Source organism: Streptomyces sp. NPDC006368 (assembly GCF_040612535.1).
GTDB lineage: Bacteria > Actinomycetota > Actinomycetes > Streptomycetales > Streptomycetaceae > Streptomyces.
Genome location: NZ_JBEXQK010000001.1, coordinates 358730 through 374914 on the forward strand (window position 1 = coordinate 358730; position 16185 = coordinate 374914).

At 71.9% G+C, this 16185-nt stretch carries 15 protein-coding genes; 11 read left to right on the forward strand and 4 right to left on the reverse strand.

Features of this window, described 5'->3' with window-relative positions; translation table 11 throughout:
- Window positions 1-153 precede the first annotated feature (153 nt).
- From ABZZ38_RS01760 to ABZZ38_RS01795, 8 genes are all read left to right on the forward strand, one after another.
- The gene (locus tag ABZZ38_RS01760; protein ID WP_356734653.1) at window positions 154-1377 is read left to right on the forward strand and encodes a M20 family metallopeptidase; all 1224 of its coding nucleotides are present in this window, start codon (window positions 154-156) and stop codon (window positions 1375-1377) included.
- Between the two features lie 612 nt (window positions 1378-1989).
- On the forward strand, window positions 1990-3036 hold the full coding sequence (locus ABZZ38_RS01765) for a BMP family ABC transporter substrate-binding protein (RefSeq protein WP_356734597.1): 1047 nt from the start codon (window positions 1990-1992) through the stop codon (window positions 3034-3036).
- A gap of 188 nt (window positions 3037-3224) precedes the next feature.
- Window positions 3225-4820 carry an ABC transporter ATP-binding protein gene (locus ABZZ38_RS01770; RefSeq protein ID WP_356734655.1) on the forward strand — a complete coding sequence of 532 codons (1596 nt, stop codon included), beginning with the start codon at window positions 3225-3227 and terminating at the stop codon, window positions 4818-4820.
- Window positions 4817-5926, forward strand: coding sequence for an ABC transporter permease (locus tag ABZZ38_RS01775; protein WP_356734599.1), 1110 nt, complete (start codon window positions 4817-4819; stop codon window positions 5924-5926). Before ABZZ38_RS01770 ends, ABZZ38_RS01775 begins: the two co-directional genes overlap by 4 nt.
- Window positions 5923-7194, forward strand: coding sequence for an ABC transporter permease (locus ABZZ38_RS01780; protein ID WP_356734601.1), 1272 nt, complete (start codon window positions 5923-5925; stop codon window positions 7192-7194). The genes ABZZ38_RS01775 and ABZZ38_RS01780 overlap by 4 nt, the downstream gene beginning before the upstream one ends.
- Complete coding sequence (locus ABZZ38_RS01785; protein ID WP_356734603.1) at window positions 7191-7583, forward strand: cytidine deaminase; 393 nt, start codon at window positions 7191-7193, stop codon at window positions 7581-7583. Before ABZZ38_RS01780 ends, ABZZ38_RS01785 begins: the two co-directional genes overlap by 4 nt.
- Window positions 7584-7679: 96 nt before the next feature.
- On the forward strand, window positions 7680-8957 hold the full coding sequence (locus ABZZ38_RS01790) for a thymidine phosphorylase (protein WP_356734605.1): 1278 nt from the start codon (window positions 7680-7682) through the stop codon (window positions 8955-8957).
- A gap of 195 nt (window positions 8958-9152) precedes the next feature.
- A complete protein-coding gene (locus tag ABZZ38_RS01795; RefSeq protein WP_356734607.1) occupies window positions 9153-9503 on the forward strand; it encodes an STAS domain-containing protein in 351 nt (116 codons plus the stop codon).
- Here ABZZ38_RS01795 and ABZZ38_RS01800 read toward each other — a convergent pair.
- The 3 genes from ABZZ38_RS01800 to ABZZ38_RS01810 form a co-directional block, all read right to left on the reverse strand.
- Window positions 9436-10392 carry a sigma-70 family RNA polymerase sigma factor gene (locus ABZZ38_RS01800; RefSeq protein ID WP_356734609.1) on the reverse strand — a complete coding sequence of 319 codons (957 nt, stop codon included), beginning with the start codon at window positions 10390-10392 and terminating at the stop codon, window positions 9436-9438. The genes ABZZ38_RS01795 and ABZZ38_RS01800 overlap by 68 nt on opposite strands.
- Window positions 10393-10458: 66 nt before the next feature.
- On the reverse strand, window positions 10459-11142 hold the full coding sequence (locus ABZZ38_RS01805) for a L,D-transpeptidase (RefSeq protein ID WP_356734611.1): 684 nt from the start codon (window positions 11140-11142) through the stop codon (window positions 10459-10461).
- A gap of 42 nt (window positions 11143-11184) precedes the next feature.
- Complete coding sequence (locus tag ABZZ38_RS01810) at window positions 11185-12474, reverse strand: MFS transporter (protein WP_356734613.1); 1290 nt, start codon at window positions 12472-12474, stop codon at window positions 11185-11187.
- Between the two features lie 62 nt (window positions 12475-12536).
- On the opposite strand from ABZZ38_RS01810, the gene ABZZ38_RS01815 reads away from it, so the two are divergent.
- A complete protein-coding gene (locus ABZZ38_RS01815) occupies window positions 12537-13496 on the forward strand; it encodes a LysR family transcriptional regulator (protein ID WP_356734615.1) in 960 nt (319 codons plus the stop codon).
- 73 nt (window positions 13497-13569) lie between these two features.
- On the opposite strand, the gene ABZZ38_RS01820 is transcribed toward ABZZ38_RS01815, so the two are convergent.
- The gene (locus ABZZ38_RS01820) at window positions 13570-14250 is read right to left on the reverse strand and encodes an alpha/beta hydrolase (protein WP_356734657.1); all 681 of its coding nucleotides are present in this window, start codon (window positions 14248-14250) and stop codon (window positions 13570-13572) included.
- A gap of 230 nt (window positions 14251-14480) precedes the next feature.
- On the opposite strand from ABZZ38_RS01820, the gene ABZZ38_RS01825 reads away from it, so the two are divergent.
- Complete coding sequence (locus ABZZ38_RS01825) at window positions 14481-15626, forward strand: adenosine deaminase (RefSeq protein WP_356734617.1); 1146 nt, start codon at window positions 14481-14483, stop codon at window positions 15624-15626.
- A 136-nt stretch (window positions 15627-15762) separates the two neighbouring features.
- The gene (locus ABZZ38_RS01830) at window positions 15763-16077 is read left to right on the forward strand and encodes a hypothetical protein (RefSeq protein WP_356734619.1); all 315 of its coding nucleotides are present in this window, start codon (window positions 15763-15765) and stop codon (window positions 16075-16077) included.
- Window positions 16078-16185 lie beyond the last annotated feature (108 nt).

Sequence of the window (16185 nt, forward strand, 5' to 3'; positions counted from 1 at the left end):
TCGACAAAAGGGCAAAAACACGTGAGCTTACCCACTTCGATTGCCGCTCAAGCCCGTCCGGCCTGGTTTCTTTCCCCTATCGGGCTGAAGTTTTGTAGATCACACGTTAGTTGAGGGCGAAACGCGCCTACCCTGTCATGGGTGAACAAGTTGATGTCCCGCGACCTCGAAACCGACGTTCCCGGCGAAAGGCCCCGCCTCGGTGCGCTGCCCGAGCAGCTGCGCGCCGAGCTGATCGCCTTCCGCCGGGATGTGCACATGCACCCCGAGCTCGGTTTCCAGGAGTTCCGTACCACGGCCGCGCTCAAGACCCGCCTGGAGGCGGCCGGGCTGCGCCCACGGGTCCTCCCGGGCGGTACGGGCCTGACGTGTGACATCGGCACCTGGGACGGGGTCCGTCCCATGCTGGCCATCCGCGCGGACATCGACGCGCTGCCCATCCCGGACACGAAGACGGACGTCCCGTACCGCTCGACGGTGCCGGACCGCGCCCACGCCTGCGGCCACGACGTCCACACCACCGTGGTCCTCGGCGCCGGGCTCGTCCTGGCCGACCTGGACCGGCAGGGGCTGCTGCCCGTGCCGGTCCGGCTGGTCTTCCAGCCCGCCGAGGAGGTCATGCCGGGCGGCGCGATCACCGCCGTCGAGGCCGGCGTCCTGGACGGCGTCGGCCGGATCATCGCCCTGCACTGCGACCCGCGCGTCGACGCCGGGCGCATCGGGCTGCGCACCGGGGCGATCACCTCGGCGTGCGACCGCCTGGAGGTCACCCTCGCGGGCCCCGGCGGTCACACCGCCCGCCCCCACCTGACGACCGACCTCGTCACCGCCGCGGCCCGCGTGGCGACCGACGCGCCCGCCGTCCTGTCCCGCCGCATCGACGCCCGCGCGGGGCTCGCCCTGACCTGGGGCCGCATCGAGTGCGGCCACGCCCCGAACGTCATCCCCCAGCACGCCGAACTCGGCGGCACGGTCCGCTGCCTCGACCTCGCCGCGTGGCGCGACGCCCCCGACCAGGTGTACGCCGCGATCGACGAGGTCGCCACGCTGCACGGCGCCAAGTGCCAGATCGAGTACGTACGCGGCGTCCCGCCCGTCATCAACGACGCCGCCGTCACCGAGCTGCTGCGGGACGCGATGGTCGAGCGGTGCGGCCCGTACGCGATCGAGGACACCGAGCAGAGCCTCGGCGGCGAGGACTTCTCCTGGTACCTGGAGCACGTCCCGGGCGCCATGGCCCGCCTGGGCGTCCGCCGCCCGGGTGACCCGGCCAAGCACGACCTGCACCGCGGCGACTTCGACGTCGACGAGTCCGCGATCAAGGTCGGCGTCGAACTCTTCACGGCGGCAGCCCTCCTCGACGCCTCCCGCGCCTGACCGCCCGCCCGGCCGTGGGGGCCCTTCCGGTGCGGGCGCCGACCCGGGGCCTGACCGCCCGCGCCGCTCGACCCGGCCGGGTGGTGGTCGCCCGCGTCCGCCCGGCCCTGGGCGCCCTCACGGGCGCCGGGCCCGCGTCCGCCCGGTCCTGGACGCCTTCCCGGGCGGGCGCCGCCCCGGACCTGACCGCCCGCGCCGGACCTGCGCCCGCGCCGCTGACCCGGCCCGAGCCGTCGCCGGCTCACACCCGCCCCGCCGTACCGCCGCTCCGCACGGGGCTCCCACCCCCCACGGGGCGGGTCCCCGGGCGGGCCGCGGTGACCGGCCTTCGGTACCGCCGCCGAGGCTCGGGCGCCCCCGAACCGGAGCCGCCCGGGGGCGGAAACCGGCCGGGCGGCTGCCACGCGCCGTCGTCGGCCGGTTACGCCCCGCCGAGCGACCCCCGGGTCCGGGCCGCGAGCGGCCGACTGCCGGGCGCCCGGGCGTCATTCGCTGTTCGCGTCGATCTGGTAACGGCTACCGAACAGGCCTTTACCTGACATCTACGCGCGTTACGATCGCCGCGAAACCAGCGCCGGAAGTGGCGCTTCGGTCAGGTCGAAGGAGCCTCCCTTGCGCCGGATCACAAGGATCGCAACTGTGGGCGTCGCATCCGCGGCACTCGCGCTCAGCGCCACCGCGTGTGGCGGAAAGTCGTCGTCGGGCGGCGGTGACAACAAGGACCCCAAGGCGGCCATCGCGTACGACATCGGCGGACGCGGCGACCAGTCCTTCAACGACGCCGCCTTCGCGGGGCTGGAGAAGGCCGAGAAGGACCTCGCCATCAAGGGCACCGAGGCCGAGCCGAGCGAGGGCGAGGGCGACCCGGACAAGGTCCAGCGCCTCACCGAGCTGGCCCGCGCCGGCAACAACCCGGTCATCGGCGTCGGCTTCGCGTACGCCCCGGCCATCGCCGAGGTCGCGCCGAAGTTCCCGAAGACCACCTTCGGCCTGATCGACGACACGTCGAAGACCGGCAAGAACATCGCCAACCTGGTCTTCAACGAGGAGCAGGGCTCCTACCTGGCCGGCGTCGCCGCCGCCAAGGTGACCAAGTCCCGGACGGTCGGCTTCATCGGCGGTGTCGAGACCCCGCTGATCAAGAAGTTCGAGGCGGGCTTCGTCCAGGGCGTCAAGGACACCAACAAGGACGTCAACGTCAAGGTCCAGTACCTGACGCAGCCGCCGGACTTCGGTGGCTTCTCCAAGCCCGACCTGGGCAAGGCCGCCGCGCAGGGCCAGATCGACGCGGGCGCCGACGTGATCTACGCCGCCGCCGGTCTCGCCGGCTCGGGCTCCATCGAGGCCGCCGCCAAGGCCAAGAAGTGGGCCATCGGCGTCGACTCCGACCAGTACAACCAGAAGGGCCTGGCGGCCTACAAGGAGTACATCCTCACCTCGGTGACCAAGGACGTCTCCGACTCCGTCTACAACCTGATCAAGTCGGTCAAGGACGGCAAGCCCCAGTCCGGTGAGGTCCGCTACGGCCTCGACAAGGACGGCGTGGGCCTGGCCACCTCGAACCCGGCCTTCACCAAGCTGACCGACGTGACCGCCGCGGTCGACAAGGCCAAGGCCGACATCACCGCCGGCAAGATCGACGTCAAGACCGCCCCGTAACGCGGCCCGGACGTCCAGGATCCGGGGGTCCGGAGAGCGCGGCGCGAGCCGTCTCTCCGGACCCCGGCCATGTCCGGTCCACGGGTTTTTCCCCTTCGGCATCGCTACGCGCGTAGAGCCTCCTCCGGCGCGATAGTTTCGGCCCCATTCCCCTGCCCTCCTGCTCCTCCCGCCAAGGAGAGTGCGTCATCAACGCGTCCAGTCCGTCATCGCCGCCGGCCGCCGGCGCCACCGCCGCCGCCGTGGAACTGCGCGGCATCACCAAGCGCTTCCCCGGCGTCGTCGCCAACCACGACATCGACATCACCATCCGCAAGGGCACGGTCCACGCCCTCATCGGTGAGAACGGGGCCGGCAAGTCGACCCTGATGAAGATCCTCTACGGCATGCAGAAGCCGGACGAGGGCACCATCACCATCGACGGCAAGCAGGTCTCCTTCTCCAGCCCCGCCGACGCCATCGCCATCGGCATCGGCATGGTCCACCAGCACTTCATGCTGGCGGACAACCTCACGGTGCTGGAGAACGTCGTCCTCGGCAGCGAGAAGCTGTACGGCATCGGCGCCAAGGCCCGTAAGAAGATCATGGAGATCTCGGACGCGTACGGGCTGAACATCCGCCCCGACGTCCTCGTCGAGCAGCTCGGCGTCGCCGACCGCCAGCGCGTGGAGATCCTCAAGGTCCTCTACCGCGGAGCGCGCACCCTCATCCTGGACGAGCCGACGGCCGTGCTCGTCCCGCAGGAGGTCGACGCGCTCTTCGCCAACCTGCGCGAGCTCAAGGCGGAGGGCCTCACCGTCATCTTCATTTCGCACAAGCTGGGCGAGGTGCTGTCCGTCGCCGACGACATCACCGTGATCCGGCGCGGTACGACGGTCGGCACCGCCGACCCCCGCACGGCCACCACCAAGCAGCTCGCCGAGCTGATGGTCGGCGCCGAACTGCCGTCCCCCGAGACCCGCGAGTCGACGGTGACCGACGTGCCGATGCTGACGGTGGAGGATCTGCGGCTGACCGAGACGGACCCCGACGGCATCGTCCGCGAGGTCCTGGCGGGCATCGGCTTCACCATCCACAAGGGCGAGGTCATGGGCATCGCCGGTGTGGAGGGCAACGGCCAGACCGAACTCATCGAGGCCCTGATCGGCCTGCGCACCCTCGACGGCGGCGTCATCACCCTCGACGGCGCCGACATTTCGCACGCGCCCACCCGCAAGCGCCGCGAGGGCGGCATCGGCTACATCCCCGAGGACCGGCACCGGCACGGCCTGCTCCTGGAGTCGCCGCTCTGGGAGAACCGCATCCTCGGCCACGTCACCGAGCCCCCCAACAGCAAGCGCGGCCTGCTCGACCTCAAGGCCGCCCGCAAGGACACCGAGCGGATCGTGCGCGAGTACGACGTCCGCACCCCCGGCATCGAGGTCACCGCGGCCTCCCTCTCCGGCGGCAACCAGCAGAAGCTGATCGTCGGCCGCGAGATGAGCCACGCCCCCAAGCTGCTGATCGCCGCCCACCCCACCCGCGGTGTGGACGTCGGCGCGCAGGCGCAGATCTGGGACCAGATCCGCGAGGCCCGCCGCGAGGGCCTGGCGGTGCTGCTGATCTCCGCCGACCTGGACGAGCTGATCGGGCTCTCCGACACCCTGCGGGTGATGTACCGCGGCCGGCTGGTCGCGGACGCGGACCCCGCCACGATCACTCCGGAGGAGCTGGGCTCGGCCATGACCGGCGCCGCAACCGGCCACCTCGAGCACCACGACGAGAACAACGGTGAGGGCCGATGAAGAAGTTCGACAAGGACCGGCTGATCCTGGGCCTGGCCGGCCCGGCGCTCGCCCTGGTCGTGGCCTTCCTGCTCACCTCCGTGGTGCTGCTCGCCTCGGACCGTGACCCGTTCGAGCCGTACCGGATCATGTTCCAGAGCCTGGAGTACACCGACATCCAGGTCCTCATCCTCAACCAGACCGGCACGTACTACCTCGCCGCGCTGGCGGTCGCCATCGGCTTCCGGATGAACCTGTTCAACATCGGTGTGGACGGCCAGTACCGCCTCGCCGTGATGCTCGCCGCGGTCGTCGGTGCCGCCGTCGAGCTGCCCGGCCCGCTGCACATCCTGCTGATCGTCTTCGTCGCGATGCTCGTCGGCGCGCTGTGGGCGGGCATCGCGGGCGTGCTGAAGACCACCCGCGGCGTCAGCGAGGTCGTCTCCACGATCATGCTGAACGCCATCGCCACCAGCCTGATCGCCTGGATGATCCTGCCCGCCAACCTCGGCGTGCAGCTGCCCGGCTCCAACGACCTCACCACCGGTGAGATCGCCGAGTCCGGCTGGATGCCCGGCCTCGACGTCGACGGCGGCACGATCTACGGCTTCACCTTCGTCGCCTTCGCCCTGGGCATCGTCTACTGGTTCGTCCTGGGACGCACCCGCTTCGGCTTCGACCTGCGCGCCACCGGCGCCAGCGGCTCCGCGGCCCAGGCGAGCGGCGTGGACGCCAAGAAGATGATCCTCACCGCCATGCTGATCTCGGGCGCGGTCGCCGGTCTCGCCGGCATGCCGATGCTGCTGGGCCAGACCCACACGTACAGCCTGAGCTTCCCCGTCGGCGTCGGCTTCACGGGCATCACCATCGCCCTGCTGGGCCGCAACAGCCCGGTCGGCATCTTCTTCGCCGCGCTGCTCATCGCCTTCCTGGACAAGGCGTCCGCGTCGCTGGACCAGTACGGCTTCGAGAAGGAGATCGCCACGATCATGCAGGGCCTGATCGTGATCTCCGTCGTCGTGGCGTACGAACTCGTCCGGCAGTACGGGCTGCGCCGGCAGCAGCAGAAGGTCGGCGAGGAGCTTGCCGCCCAGGCCCGCAAGAACAAGGAGGACGTGGCGGCATGAGCGAGTCCACGAGCACTGTTACGGCCGCGGCCGCGGCGCCCAAGAAGGGCGGCGGACGCCGCCGGCTCTCCCTGCCCGTCGTGCTGCTGATCATCGCCGGCGGCCTGGCCCTGTTCTCGCTCGTCCGCGTGATCAGCGGCGCCGACGACCTCACCTCCGTGGGCCAGGTCTCCGGCGCCCTCCAGCTGGCCGTCCCCATCGGCCTGGCGGGCCTCGGCGGTTTGTGGTCGGAGCGGGCCGGCGTGGTCAACATCGGCCTCGAAGGCATGATGATCATGGGTACCTGGTTCGGCGCCTGGGCCGGCTACCAGTGGGGCCCGTGGACCGGTGTCCTGCTGGGCATCGTCGGCGGCGCGCTCGGCGGCGCGCTGCACGCGGTCATGACGGTCACCTTCAACGTCAACCACATCGTCTCCGGCGTGGCCATCACCATCCTGGCCACCGGCGCGACCCGCTACCTGTCGAACTTCACGTTCGCCGAGGCCCCGGGCGGCTCCTCCAAGCAGTCCCCGCGCATCGAACGGGTCACCGACATCACCATCCCCGGGTTGTCGGACGGGCTGGCCGAACTCCAGGCGAAGCACTGGTTCTTCGTCTCCGACCTCGCCGGTGTACTGGGCGGTCTGGTCACCAACCTGTCGCTGCTCACCGTCGTCGCCCTGCTCCTCATCCCCGCCACCTGGTGGATCCTGTGGCGCACCGGCTTCGGTCTGCGGCTGCGCTCCTGCGGTGAGAACCCGGTCGCGGCCGAGTCCCTCGGCGTCAACGTGTACAAGTACAAGTACATCGCCGTCATCGTCTCCGGTGCCCTCGCGGGCCTCGGCGGCGCGTTCCTCGCGATCGTCTCGACGGGCATCTACCAGGAGGGCCAGACCGGCGGCCGGGGTTACATCGGCCTCGCCGCGATGATCTTCGGTAACTGGATGCCGGGCGGTCTCGCCCTCGGCGCCGGGCTCTTCGGCTTCACCGACAGCCTCAAGCTGCGCGGTGGCGCGGAGAACGTCCACGCCATGCTCCTGCTGCTGGCGATCCTGCTCGTGGCGCTGGTGATCTGGCAGCTGTACAAGAAGAAGTACACGTCGGCCGTGATCGCCGCCGTCGTCTCGGCCGGCCTGTTCGTCTGGTACGCCTCCACCGACAAGCTGCCCAGCCAGTTCGTGGACGCCGCGCCGTACGTCACCACCCTGCTGGTGCTGGCGCTGTCCGCACAGCGGCTGCGCATGCCGAAGGCGGACGGCCTGCCGTACAAGAGGGGCCAGGGCAAGTGACGGCCGCCGTGGACTGGGAGGCCCTGCGCGAGGCGGCCCGGGACGCCATGTCCCGGGCGTACGCCCCGTACTCCGGCTACCCGGTCGGCGCGGCGGCGCTCGTCGACGACGGCCGCACCGTCTCCGGCTGCAACGTCGAGAACGCCTCGTACGGCATCGGCCTGTGCGCCGAGTGCGGGCTGGTCTCCCAGCTGCAGGCGACCGGCGGCGGCCGGCTCACCCACTTCGTGTGCGTGGACGGCCGCGGCCAGGTGCTCGTGCCGTGCGGCCGGTGCCGGCAGCTGCTGTACGAGTTCGGCGGCGGCGAGCTGCTGCTGGACACCCCGGCGGGGGTACTGACCCTCGCCGAGATGCTCCCGCAGGCCTTCGGCCCCCAGCACCTCAGTTAGAACATGGGACGACCCTCCCGCCCCGGCGGCAGGGTCGTCCTGTTTCTCCCTCTCTCTATGCGCGTAGAAGCCGCGCCGGAAGGAAACACCCGGACCATGGACGCGATTTCCGTCATCCGCACCAAGCGGGACCGGGGCGAACTGAGCCCCGAGCAGATCGACTGGATCATCGACGCGTACACGCGCGGCGAGGTCGCCGACGAGCAGATGTCGGCGCTGGCCATGGCGATCCTGCTGAACGGCATGAACCGTACGGAGATCGCCCGCTGGACCGCGGCGATGATCGCGAGCGGCGAGCGCATGGACTTCTCGTCCCTCTCGCGCCCCACCGCGGACAAGCACTCCACCGGCGGCGTGGGTGACAAGATCACCCTGCCGCTCGCCCCGCTGGTCGCCGCGTGCGGCGCCGCCGTGCCGCAGCTCTCCGGCCGGGGCCTCGGCCACACGGGCGGCACGCTCGACAAGCTGGAGTCCATCCCCGGCTGGCGGGCCCTGCTCTCCAACGAGGAGATGCTGCACGTCCTCGACACCACGGGCGCCGTCATCTGCGCCGCGGGCGACGGCCTGGCCCCCGCCGACAAGAAGCTCTACGCCCTCCGTGACGTCACCGGCACCGTCGAGGCCATCCCGCTGATCGCCTCCTCGATCATGTCCAAGAAGATCGCCGAGGGCACCGGGTCGCTCGTCCTGGACGTGAAGGTCGGCTCCGGCGCGTTCATGAAGACCATCGAGGACGCCCGCGAGCTCGCCTCCACCATGGTGGGCCTCGGCACCGACCACGGCGTGAAGACCGTCGCCCTGCTCACCGACATGTCCACCCCGCTCGGGCTGACGGCGGGCAACGCCCTGGAGGTCCGCGAGTCCGTCGAGGTCCTCGCGGGCGGCGGCCCCGCCGACGTCGTCGAGCTCACCATCGCGCTCGCCCGCGAGATGCTCGACGCGGCCGGCATCAAGGACGCCGACCCGGCCAAGGCCCTCGCGGACGGTTCCGCCATGGACGTCTGGCGCCGCATGATCGCCGCGCAGGGCGGCGACCCGGACGCCGCGCTGCCGGTCGCCCGCGAGCGGCACGTCGTCACCGCCCCCTCCTCCGGGGTGCTGACCCGCCTCGACGCGTACGGCGTCGGCGTCGCCGCCTGGCGCCTCGGCGCGGGCCGCGCCCGCAAGGAGGACCCGGTCCAGGCGGGCGCGGGCGTCGAGCTCCACGCCAGGCCGGGCGACACCGTCAGGGCGGGCCAGCCGCTGCTGACCCTCCACACGGACACCCCGGAGAAGTTCGACTACGCCCTGAAGTCCCTGGAGGGCGCGTACGACATCGCGGCCCCCGGCACGGCGTACGAGCCGACCCCGGTCGTGCTGGAACGTATCGCCTGAACCCGTACGGGTGAACGGGACCGGTGGACCCCCACCGGTCCCGTTCGGCACGCCGGGACCGGTGACGCGCCGAAACGGGGAGACCGCCACGGGCGCACTCGCCATCGCGCCAGAGCCCTCTGCGGCGACGACTTGGCCGCCGCGGCTCGCCAGGGGCAGCGATGAGTTCCGGCCGTACCGCCGGTCTCCTTCCATGTGGACGCCACGGAACCGAAAGTCCTCCTCGTCGTCGGCCTCATCGAGCCCGCCGCCGTCCCCCGCCTCTGCGAGGAGCTGGGCGAGCTGCTCGGCGGGAGCACGGCCGACGGCGGTGAGGTCGTCTGCGACGTCGGCGGTGTCACCCGGCCGAACCTCGCCGCCGTCGACGCCCTCGCCCGGCTCCACCTGACCGCCCGGCGGCTGGGCCACCGGATGGCCGTGCGGAACGCGCACCCCGGACTGCGGGCGCTGGCCGAGCTCGTCGGGCTGGCCGGCCTCCTCACGCCTCCAGGCGGTCCGGAAGATCGAACAGGGGGAACCAGCGCTTCACGTCCAGGAACGACGTGATCCCCGAGACCTTCCCGTCCACGATCTCGATGACCATGAGCGCCCACGGGCTGAACCCGCCCCGCGGGTCCGGGTGGTAGTGGGCGAACGCCGGCGTGCCGTTCGCCACGACCGGCAGCAGGCGCGAGCCCCGGCAGACCTCGCCGACGCCGAGCATCCAGCCGACGATGTCGTCGTGGCCCCGCAGCCACAGGTCGTAGGGCGGCATGGACAGCGTCGCGTCCTCGTGGAGCAGGGCGGTCAGCGCCGCCATGTCGTACCCCTCGAAGGCCGCGACGTACCGCTCCAGCAGCTGCTTCTGCTCCTCGTCGAGCGGGTCGGCGACATCCGTGTCGGCCGGCGCCGACTCGGCGAGCGTCGCCCGGGCCCGCTGCAACGCGCTGTTGACCGACGCGACCGAGGTGGAGAGCAGCTCCGCGACCTCGCTCGCCTTCCACGCCAGCACCTCCCGCAGGATCAGCACCGCCCGCTGCCTGGGCGGCAGGTGCTGGAGCGCCGCCACGAACGCCAGGCGCACCGTCTCCCGCGACACCGCCGTCTCCGCCGGGTCGGTGACGGACGGCAGCACCCGCCCGTCGGGCACCGGCTCCAGCCAGGTGACCTCCGGACGGGAGGTGAGCTGCGCCTGCGCCACCGGGGTCGCCGCCGTCAGGTCCATCGGGCGGGCCCGGCGGTTGCCGGCGTTCAGCGCGTCCAGGCACACATTGGTCGCGATCCGGTACAGCCAGGAGCGCACCGAGGACCGGCCCTCGAACTTGTCGAGGCTGCGCCACGCCCGGACCATCGTGTCCTGGACGGCGTCCTCCGCCTCGAAGGCCGATCCCAGCATGCGGTAGCAGTACCCGGTCAGCTCGGTCCGGTACTGCTCCAGGCTCGCCACATCACTCATCGCGTCCACCCCTGTCGCGCTCTGCGCTGCACGACGGAAGCTACAGGAGGGGACTGACAACCAGGGTCAGGTTCCGGGCTTGCGCCCGTACACGTACACGTCGTCGCCGTTCCCCAGCAGCCGCCAGTACGCCCTGGCGTCCGCGTCCCGCATGTTGACGCAGCCGCCCGAACCGGGCGGGTTGTACATGGACTTGGTCACCGAGTGGAAGGCCTGCCCGCCGTCGAAGAACTGCGCGTACGGCATCCACACCTTGTAGATGGTGGACCAGTGCCTCACGTTGCGGTGGTACACCCGCTTCGCGCCCGTACGGGTCTCCGCGCCGTCCCGGCCCGTGCGCACCGGCACCGGCCCGTACGCCAGCCGCGCGCCGTCCTGGATCCAGCTCAGCTGCCGGGTCAGGTCCACGCACGCGATCCGCCCCCTGTTCGTGGGGCACGGGCCCGCCCTGTTGGGCGTCTTCCCGGCCGCCCGCTGCGCGAGCATCGTGTTCATCGTGCGCCAGGTGAGCGGCCCGGCGTAGCCGATGGCCGGCGTTATCCCGTGCGCCCGCTGGAACGCCCGGGTCGCCGCGCAGTCGGCCGGCGACTGCCTTCCGTCCACCGGCCGGCCCAGGAACCGCTCCACCCGTGTCTGATAGGGCCCCGTCCGCGTCGTGCAGGACGCCGCCCGGGCGGGGCCGCCCAGGGCGACCGTCAACGGCACGACCAGTCCGGTGAGACCGAGGGTGACCCCCACCCGTCTGCGCATCGCGGTCACATGCACCAACTCCCCCTGAGTCCGGTGCCGTGGTTATGCCCGCAGGGCGCCCCGGGAAGCGGTGTGGCGGTAGCTTTCGCGGGACCTGCCCTCCTGCACGCGCGCGCTGTGCGTCCCGTACAGCGTGATGGACACGACTCCCAGCACGGCGACCAGGCCCAGGAGCACCGTGCCCGCCCAGCCGCCGGAGTGGAAGGCGATCGCGCCGAGCGTGCCGCCCGCGCTGCTGCCGAGGTAGTACGCGGACTGGTAGAGCGCCGAGGCCTGCGCGCGGCCCGTCCTGGCGGTACGGCTCACCGAGGACGAGGCGACCGCGTGCCCGGCGAAGAAGCCGGCCGTGATCAGGACCAGTCCGAGCAGGACGGCGGCGAGGGTGTCCGCGAGCGACAGCAGCAGCCCGGCGGCGGTCGTCGTCACCGCCAGGTACAGCGCCCCGCGCCGCCCCAGCCGGCCGACCAGCTTGCCGGCCGCGGCCGACGACACCGTACCGACGAGGTAGACGAGGAAGACCGATCCGATCACACCCTGCGGGAGGGAGAACGGCGCCTCGACGAGCCGGTAGCCGATCACCGTGTAGACGGCGCCGAAGACGGTCATGAACAGCGCGCCGATCGCGTACAGGCGCAGCAGCAGCGGGTCCGAGAGGTGCGTGCGTACGGTCGTGGCCAGGGCGCGCGGGTTCAGCGAACCGGTCGTGAAATGCCGCGCCCCGGGGATCATCAGCCGGAACACCACCGCGCACACCAGCGCCATCAGCCCGACCGCGGCGAGCGCCGCCCGCCATCCCCACAGCTGGGCCACCCAGCCGGTGACGATCCGTCCGCTCATCCCGCCGATGCTGTTGCCCGCGACGAACAGGCCGATCGCGGCGACCAGCGCCTTGGGCCGCACCTCCTCCGCCAGGTACGCCATCGCCGACGCGGGCAGCCCGGCCAGCGCGGCGCCCTGCGCGGCGCGCAGCGCCACCAGCCACTCCAGGTCCGGCGCGAACGGCACGAGCAGGCCGAGGGCGACGGCGATCGCGAGCGAGGCGGTCATCAGGGCGCGGCGGCCGAACCGCTCGGACAGGGCGCTCAGCGGCAGGACGCACAGGGCGAGCGCGCCGGTCGCGGCGGAGACGGACCAGCTGGCCGCCGAGGCGCTCACGCCGAAGTCGGCGGAGACGGCGGGGAGCAGGGCCTGCGTCGAGTAGAGAAGGGCGAAGGTGGCGACCCCGGCGGCGAACAGCGCGAAGCTCATCCGGCGGTAGCCGGGGCGGCCGGGGGAAAGGCGGGTGTCGGCGACCGCGTCGGTGGCGGCCGCCTTGGTACTGGCGGAAGGCATACGACGACCGTAGGCACCCCTGTTTCATGCGTCCAATGCATGGAACGGCTTTAATCGTTCCCATGGCGCATAACCACAGTTCACGGGAGTGGCTGTCACCGAACAGTAACGAAGAAGACATGGGGCTGCTGCTTGCGCCGCGCCTCGCGTACTTCGCGGCGGTCGCGCGTCACGAGCACGTGACCCGGGCCGCGCAGGAGATCGGCGTCCCCCAGTCCACGCTGTCCCGGGCCATGGTCCGCCTCGAAGAGGACCTGGGGGTGGCCCTGTTCGCCCGCCGGGGCCGCACGGTCTCCCTCACCCCCGCCGGACGCACCTTCCTCACCTCCGCCGAACGGGCGCTGGGCGAGGTGGAGCGGGCCGCCGACTCCGTGCGCGCGGACGCCGACCCCTCGGCGGGCCGGGTCGCCTTCGGCTTCCTGCACACCATGGGCTCGGAGACCGTCCCCGGGCTGATCCGGGCCTTCCGCGTCGACCACCCGAAGGTCCGCTTCACCCTCGTCCAGAACTACGGCGAGGCCATGATCGAGCGTCTGCGCGCCGGCGAGCTGGACCTGTGCCTCACCTCCCCGGTCCCGGACGCCCCCGACCTGGTCGCCCGCCGCCTGGACGAGCAGCGGCTACGGCTCGTCGTCCCGGACGACCACCGCCTGGCCACCCGCAAACGCGTCCGCCTCGCGGAGGCCGCCGACGAAACGTTCGTCACCCTGGAGCCGGGCTACGGTCTGCGCCGCATCACCGACGCCCTGTGCGCCGAGGCGGGCTTCACGCCGCGCGTCGCGTTCGAGGGCGAGGAGGCCGAGACCTTGCGCGGCCTGGTCGCGGCGGGCCTGGGCGTCGCCCTTCTGCCGCCCCCGGCGGTCCCGCGCCCGGGCGTCGTCGAGCTGAGCGTCACCTCCCCGCGCGCGGCCCGCGAGATCGGCGTGGCCTGGCTGGACGGCCACCCCGACACCCCTCCGGTCGCCGCCTTCAAACGCTTCCTCCTCTCCCGCCGAGGCCGCCTCCTCGGCGAACCGGAGTAACTCCCCGGCGCACGCGGACCCGTGGGGGCACGTCCCGGCCCCGCCCTGTTCCCGGCCCCGCCCCGACCTCGCCCTACCCCCGCAGCGCGCGGGCGAAGCCGGCGGCCAGCGGCATGCGCAGCCCCAGCGGCGGCGGCGCCGCCAGCGCGTCGGCGACCGGGCGGGAGTAGGGGCGGCCGAACAGCGCGCCCAGGACGAAGTCGCACGCCAGCGCCACGACTTCGGCGTGGTGGTCGCGCAGCGCGTGCCCGTCCGAGTGGACCTCGAAGCGGCACGTGTCCCGGTTGGCCTTCTTCGCACGCTCCGCCAGGCGGTACGACAACTCGGGGTCGGTGCGCTCGTCGTTCGTGCCGTGCACGATCAGCACGTGCCGGCCGCCGAGCTGCTTCACCGGTTCGGGTGTGGCCGCCACGTCCTCCTCCGGCAGCCACGGGGCCAGCGCCAGCACGGAGTTGACGGCCGTGTGGCCCGCCGCGCGCAGCGCCGCCCGGCCGCCCATGCCCCGGCCGACGAGGCAGACCGGCACGTCGCCGTACCGCCGTACCACCTCCGACGCGGCCCACGCGGCGTCCGCGGCGAGCCGGGCGTCCGGCCCGTTCCAGCCGCGCCCGCCGTAGCGCACCACATGCGCCACGAGGCCCTCGTCGCGCCCTTCCCGTACCAGCCGCCGTGCCAGCGGCAGGGCCGCCGCGTGCGCGAGCGGCGAAGGGCCGCGCCCCGACACCGGTTCACCGTCCGGGAGGAGCAGCGCCACGCCGCCCACCGCCGCGCCCGGAACCCCGACGGCCCGGCCCAGCCGGGGCGCCCGCCCGCGGCCCGAGCCCCCGCGGCCCGTGCCCCCGCCCGTGTCTACGAGTGCGTGGTTCACCATGGCAGAACAGTCTCAGAAGTCGACATGTACTCCACCCGTACGTGCGGTCACTGTTACGTATCGACGGCGGCGGACAAAGGGCTCCTCTACGCGCGTAGGGCTAGAGTTCGACAATGACGAGCCCTACCCCCACCTTCCCCACCACCGACCAGATCCGCCGCGCACCCAAGGTGCTGCTCCACGATCACCTCGACGGCGGACTGCGGCCCGGCACGATCATCGAACTGGCCCGGGACACGGGCTACCGGGCACTCCCGGAGACCGAGCCCGACAAGCTGGGCATCTGGTTCCGCGACGCCGCGGACTCCGGCTCCCTGGAGCGCTACCTGGAGACGTTCGCGCATACCTGCGCCGTCATGCAGACCCGCGACGCCCTCGTCCGGGTCGCCGCCGAGTGCGCCGAGGACCTCGCCGAGGACGGCGTCGTCTACGCCGAGGTGCGGTACGCGCCCGAGCAGCACCTCGACAAGGGCCTCACGCTGGAGCAGGTCGTCGAGGCCGTCAACGAGGGCTTCCGGCTGGGGGAGCGGCGGGCCCGTGAGAACGGCCGGCGCATCCGCGTCGGCGCGCTCCTCACGGCCATGCGCCACGCCGCCCGCGCCCTGGAGATCGCCGAACTCGCCAACCGCTACCGCGACGAGGGCGTCGTCGGGTTCGACATCGCGGGCGCCGAAGCCGGCTTCCCGCCCACCCGTCACCTCGACGCCTTCGAGTACCTCAAGCGCGAGAACAACCACTTCACCATCCACGCCGGTGAGGCCTTCGGCCTGCCCTCCATCTGGCAGGCCCTCCAGTGGTGCGGCGCCGACCGCCTCGGGCACGGCGTGCGGATCATCGACGACATCGAGGTCGCCGACGACGGCACGGTCACGCTCGGGCGCCTCGCCGCCTACGTGCGCGACAAGCGCATCCCCCTGGAGCTGTGCCCGACGTCCAACCTCCAGACCGGCGCCGCCGCCTCCTACGCCGAGCACCCGATCGGACTGCTGCGCCGGCTGCACTTCCGGGCCACGGTCAACACCGACAACCGGCTCATGTCCGGAACCACCCTGAGCCAGGAATTCGAGCGGCTGACCGGGACGTTCGGTTACACGCTCGATGACATGCAGTGGTTCACGGTCAATGCGATGAAATCAGCGTTCATTCCTTTCGACGAACGACTCGCCATGATCAACGAAGTGATCAAGCCGGGTTACGCCGAGCTCAAATCCGAATGGCTGTTCACGCAGACCGCCGCGACCAGCGGTTCCTCGTCGTAAAACCTCCGGGGAACGGAAACGGGGGCGGCCGGGAATCGCGCGACCCGGCCGTTCCCGGTGTTTGCGGAGATCGTCACCGCCTGACTAGCTTGCAGAGCCGCTCATCTTCCCCGAGTTCCCCCAAGGACGAATTTCGATGAAGCAGTCCGCTGCCAAGACTCTCGGTGTCGCCGCTCTCGGTGCCGCTTTCGCCGCCACCGCCGCCGGGAACGCGTCCGCGGTCGTCGGCCCCTCCAACGCCGCGCTGGACACCACCACCAAGGTGCTGCCGATCGCCCTGCCGATCGCCCAGTCCGCCGTTCAGCAGCTCCCGGGAAGCGCCACCGACCTGCTCGGCCAGGCCCAGGGCCTCACCGGGGCGATCCAGGGCCTGCCCGTCGACCCCAGCACCGTCACCGGTCTCATCGGCGGTCTGCCCATCGGCGCCGCCGGCCCGGGCCTCGGAGCCTGATCCCGAGTCCGGGTCGACAACGGGGCGCGCACCCTCGCGGCTTGTCGTCGGCCCGGCACCTCGCCGGCGCCGCCCTGCTGCCGCGCTCCGCGGTCGCCGTGGGCACCG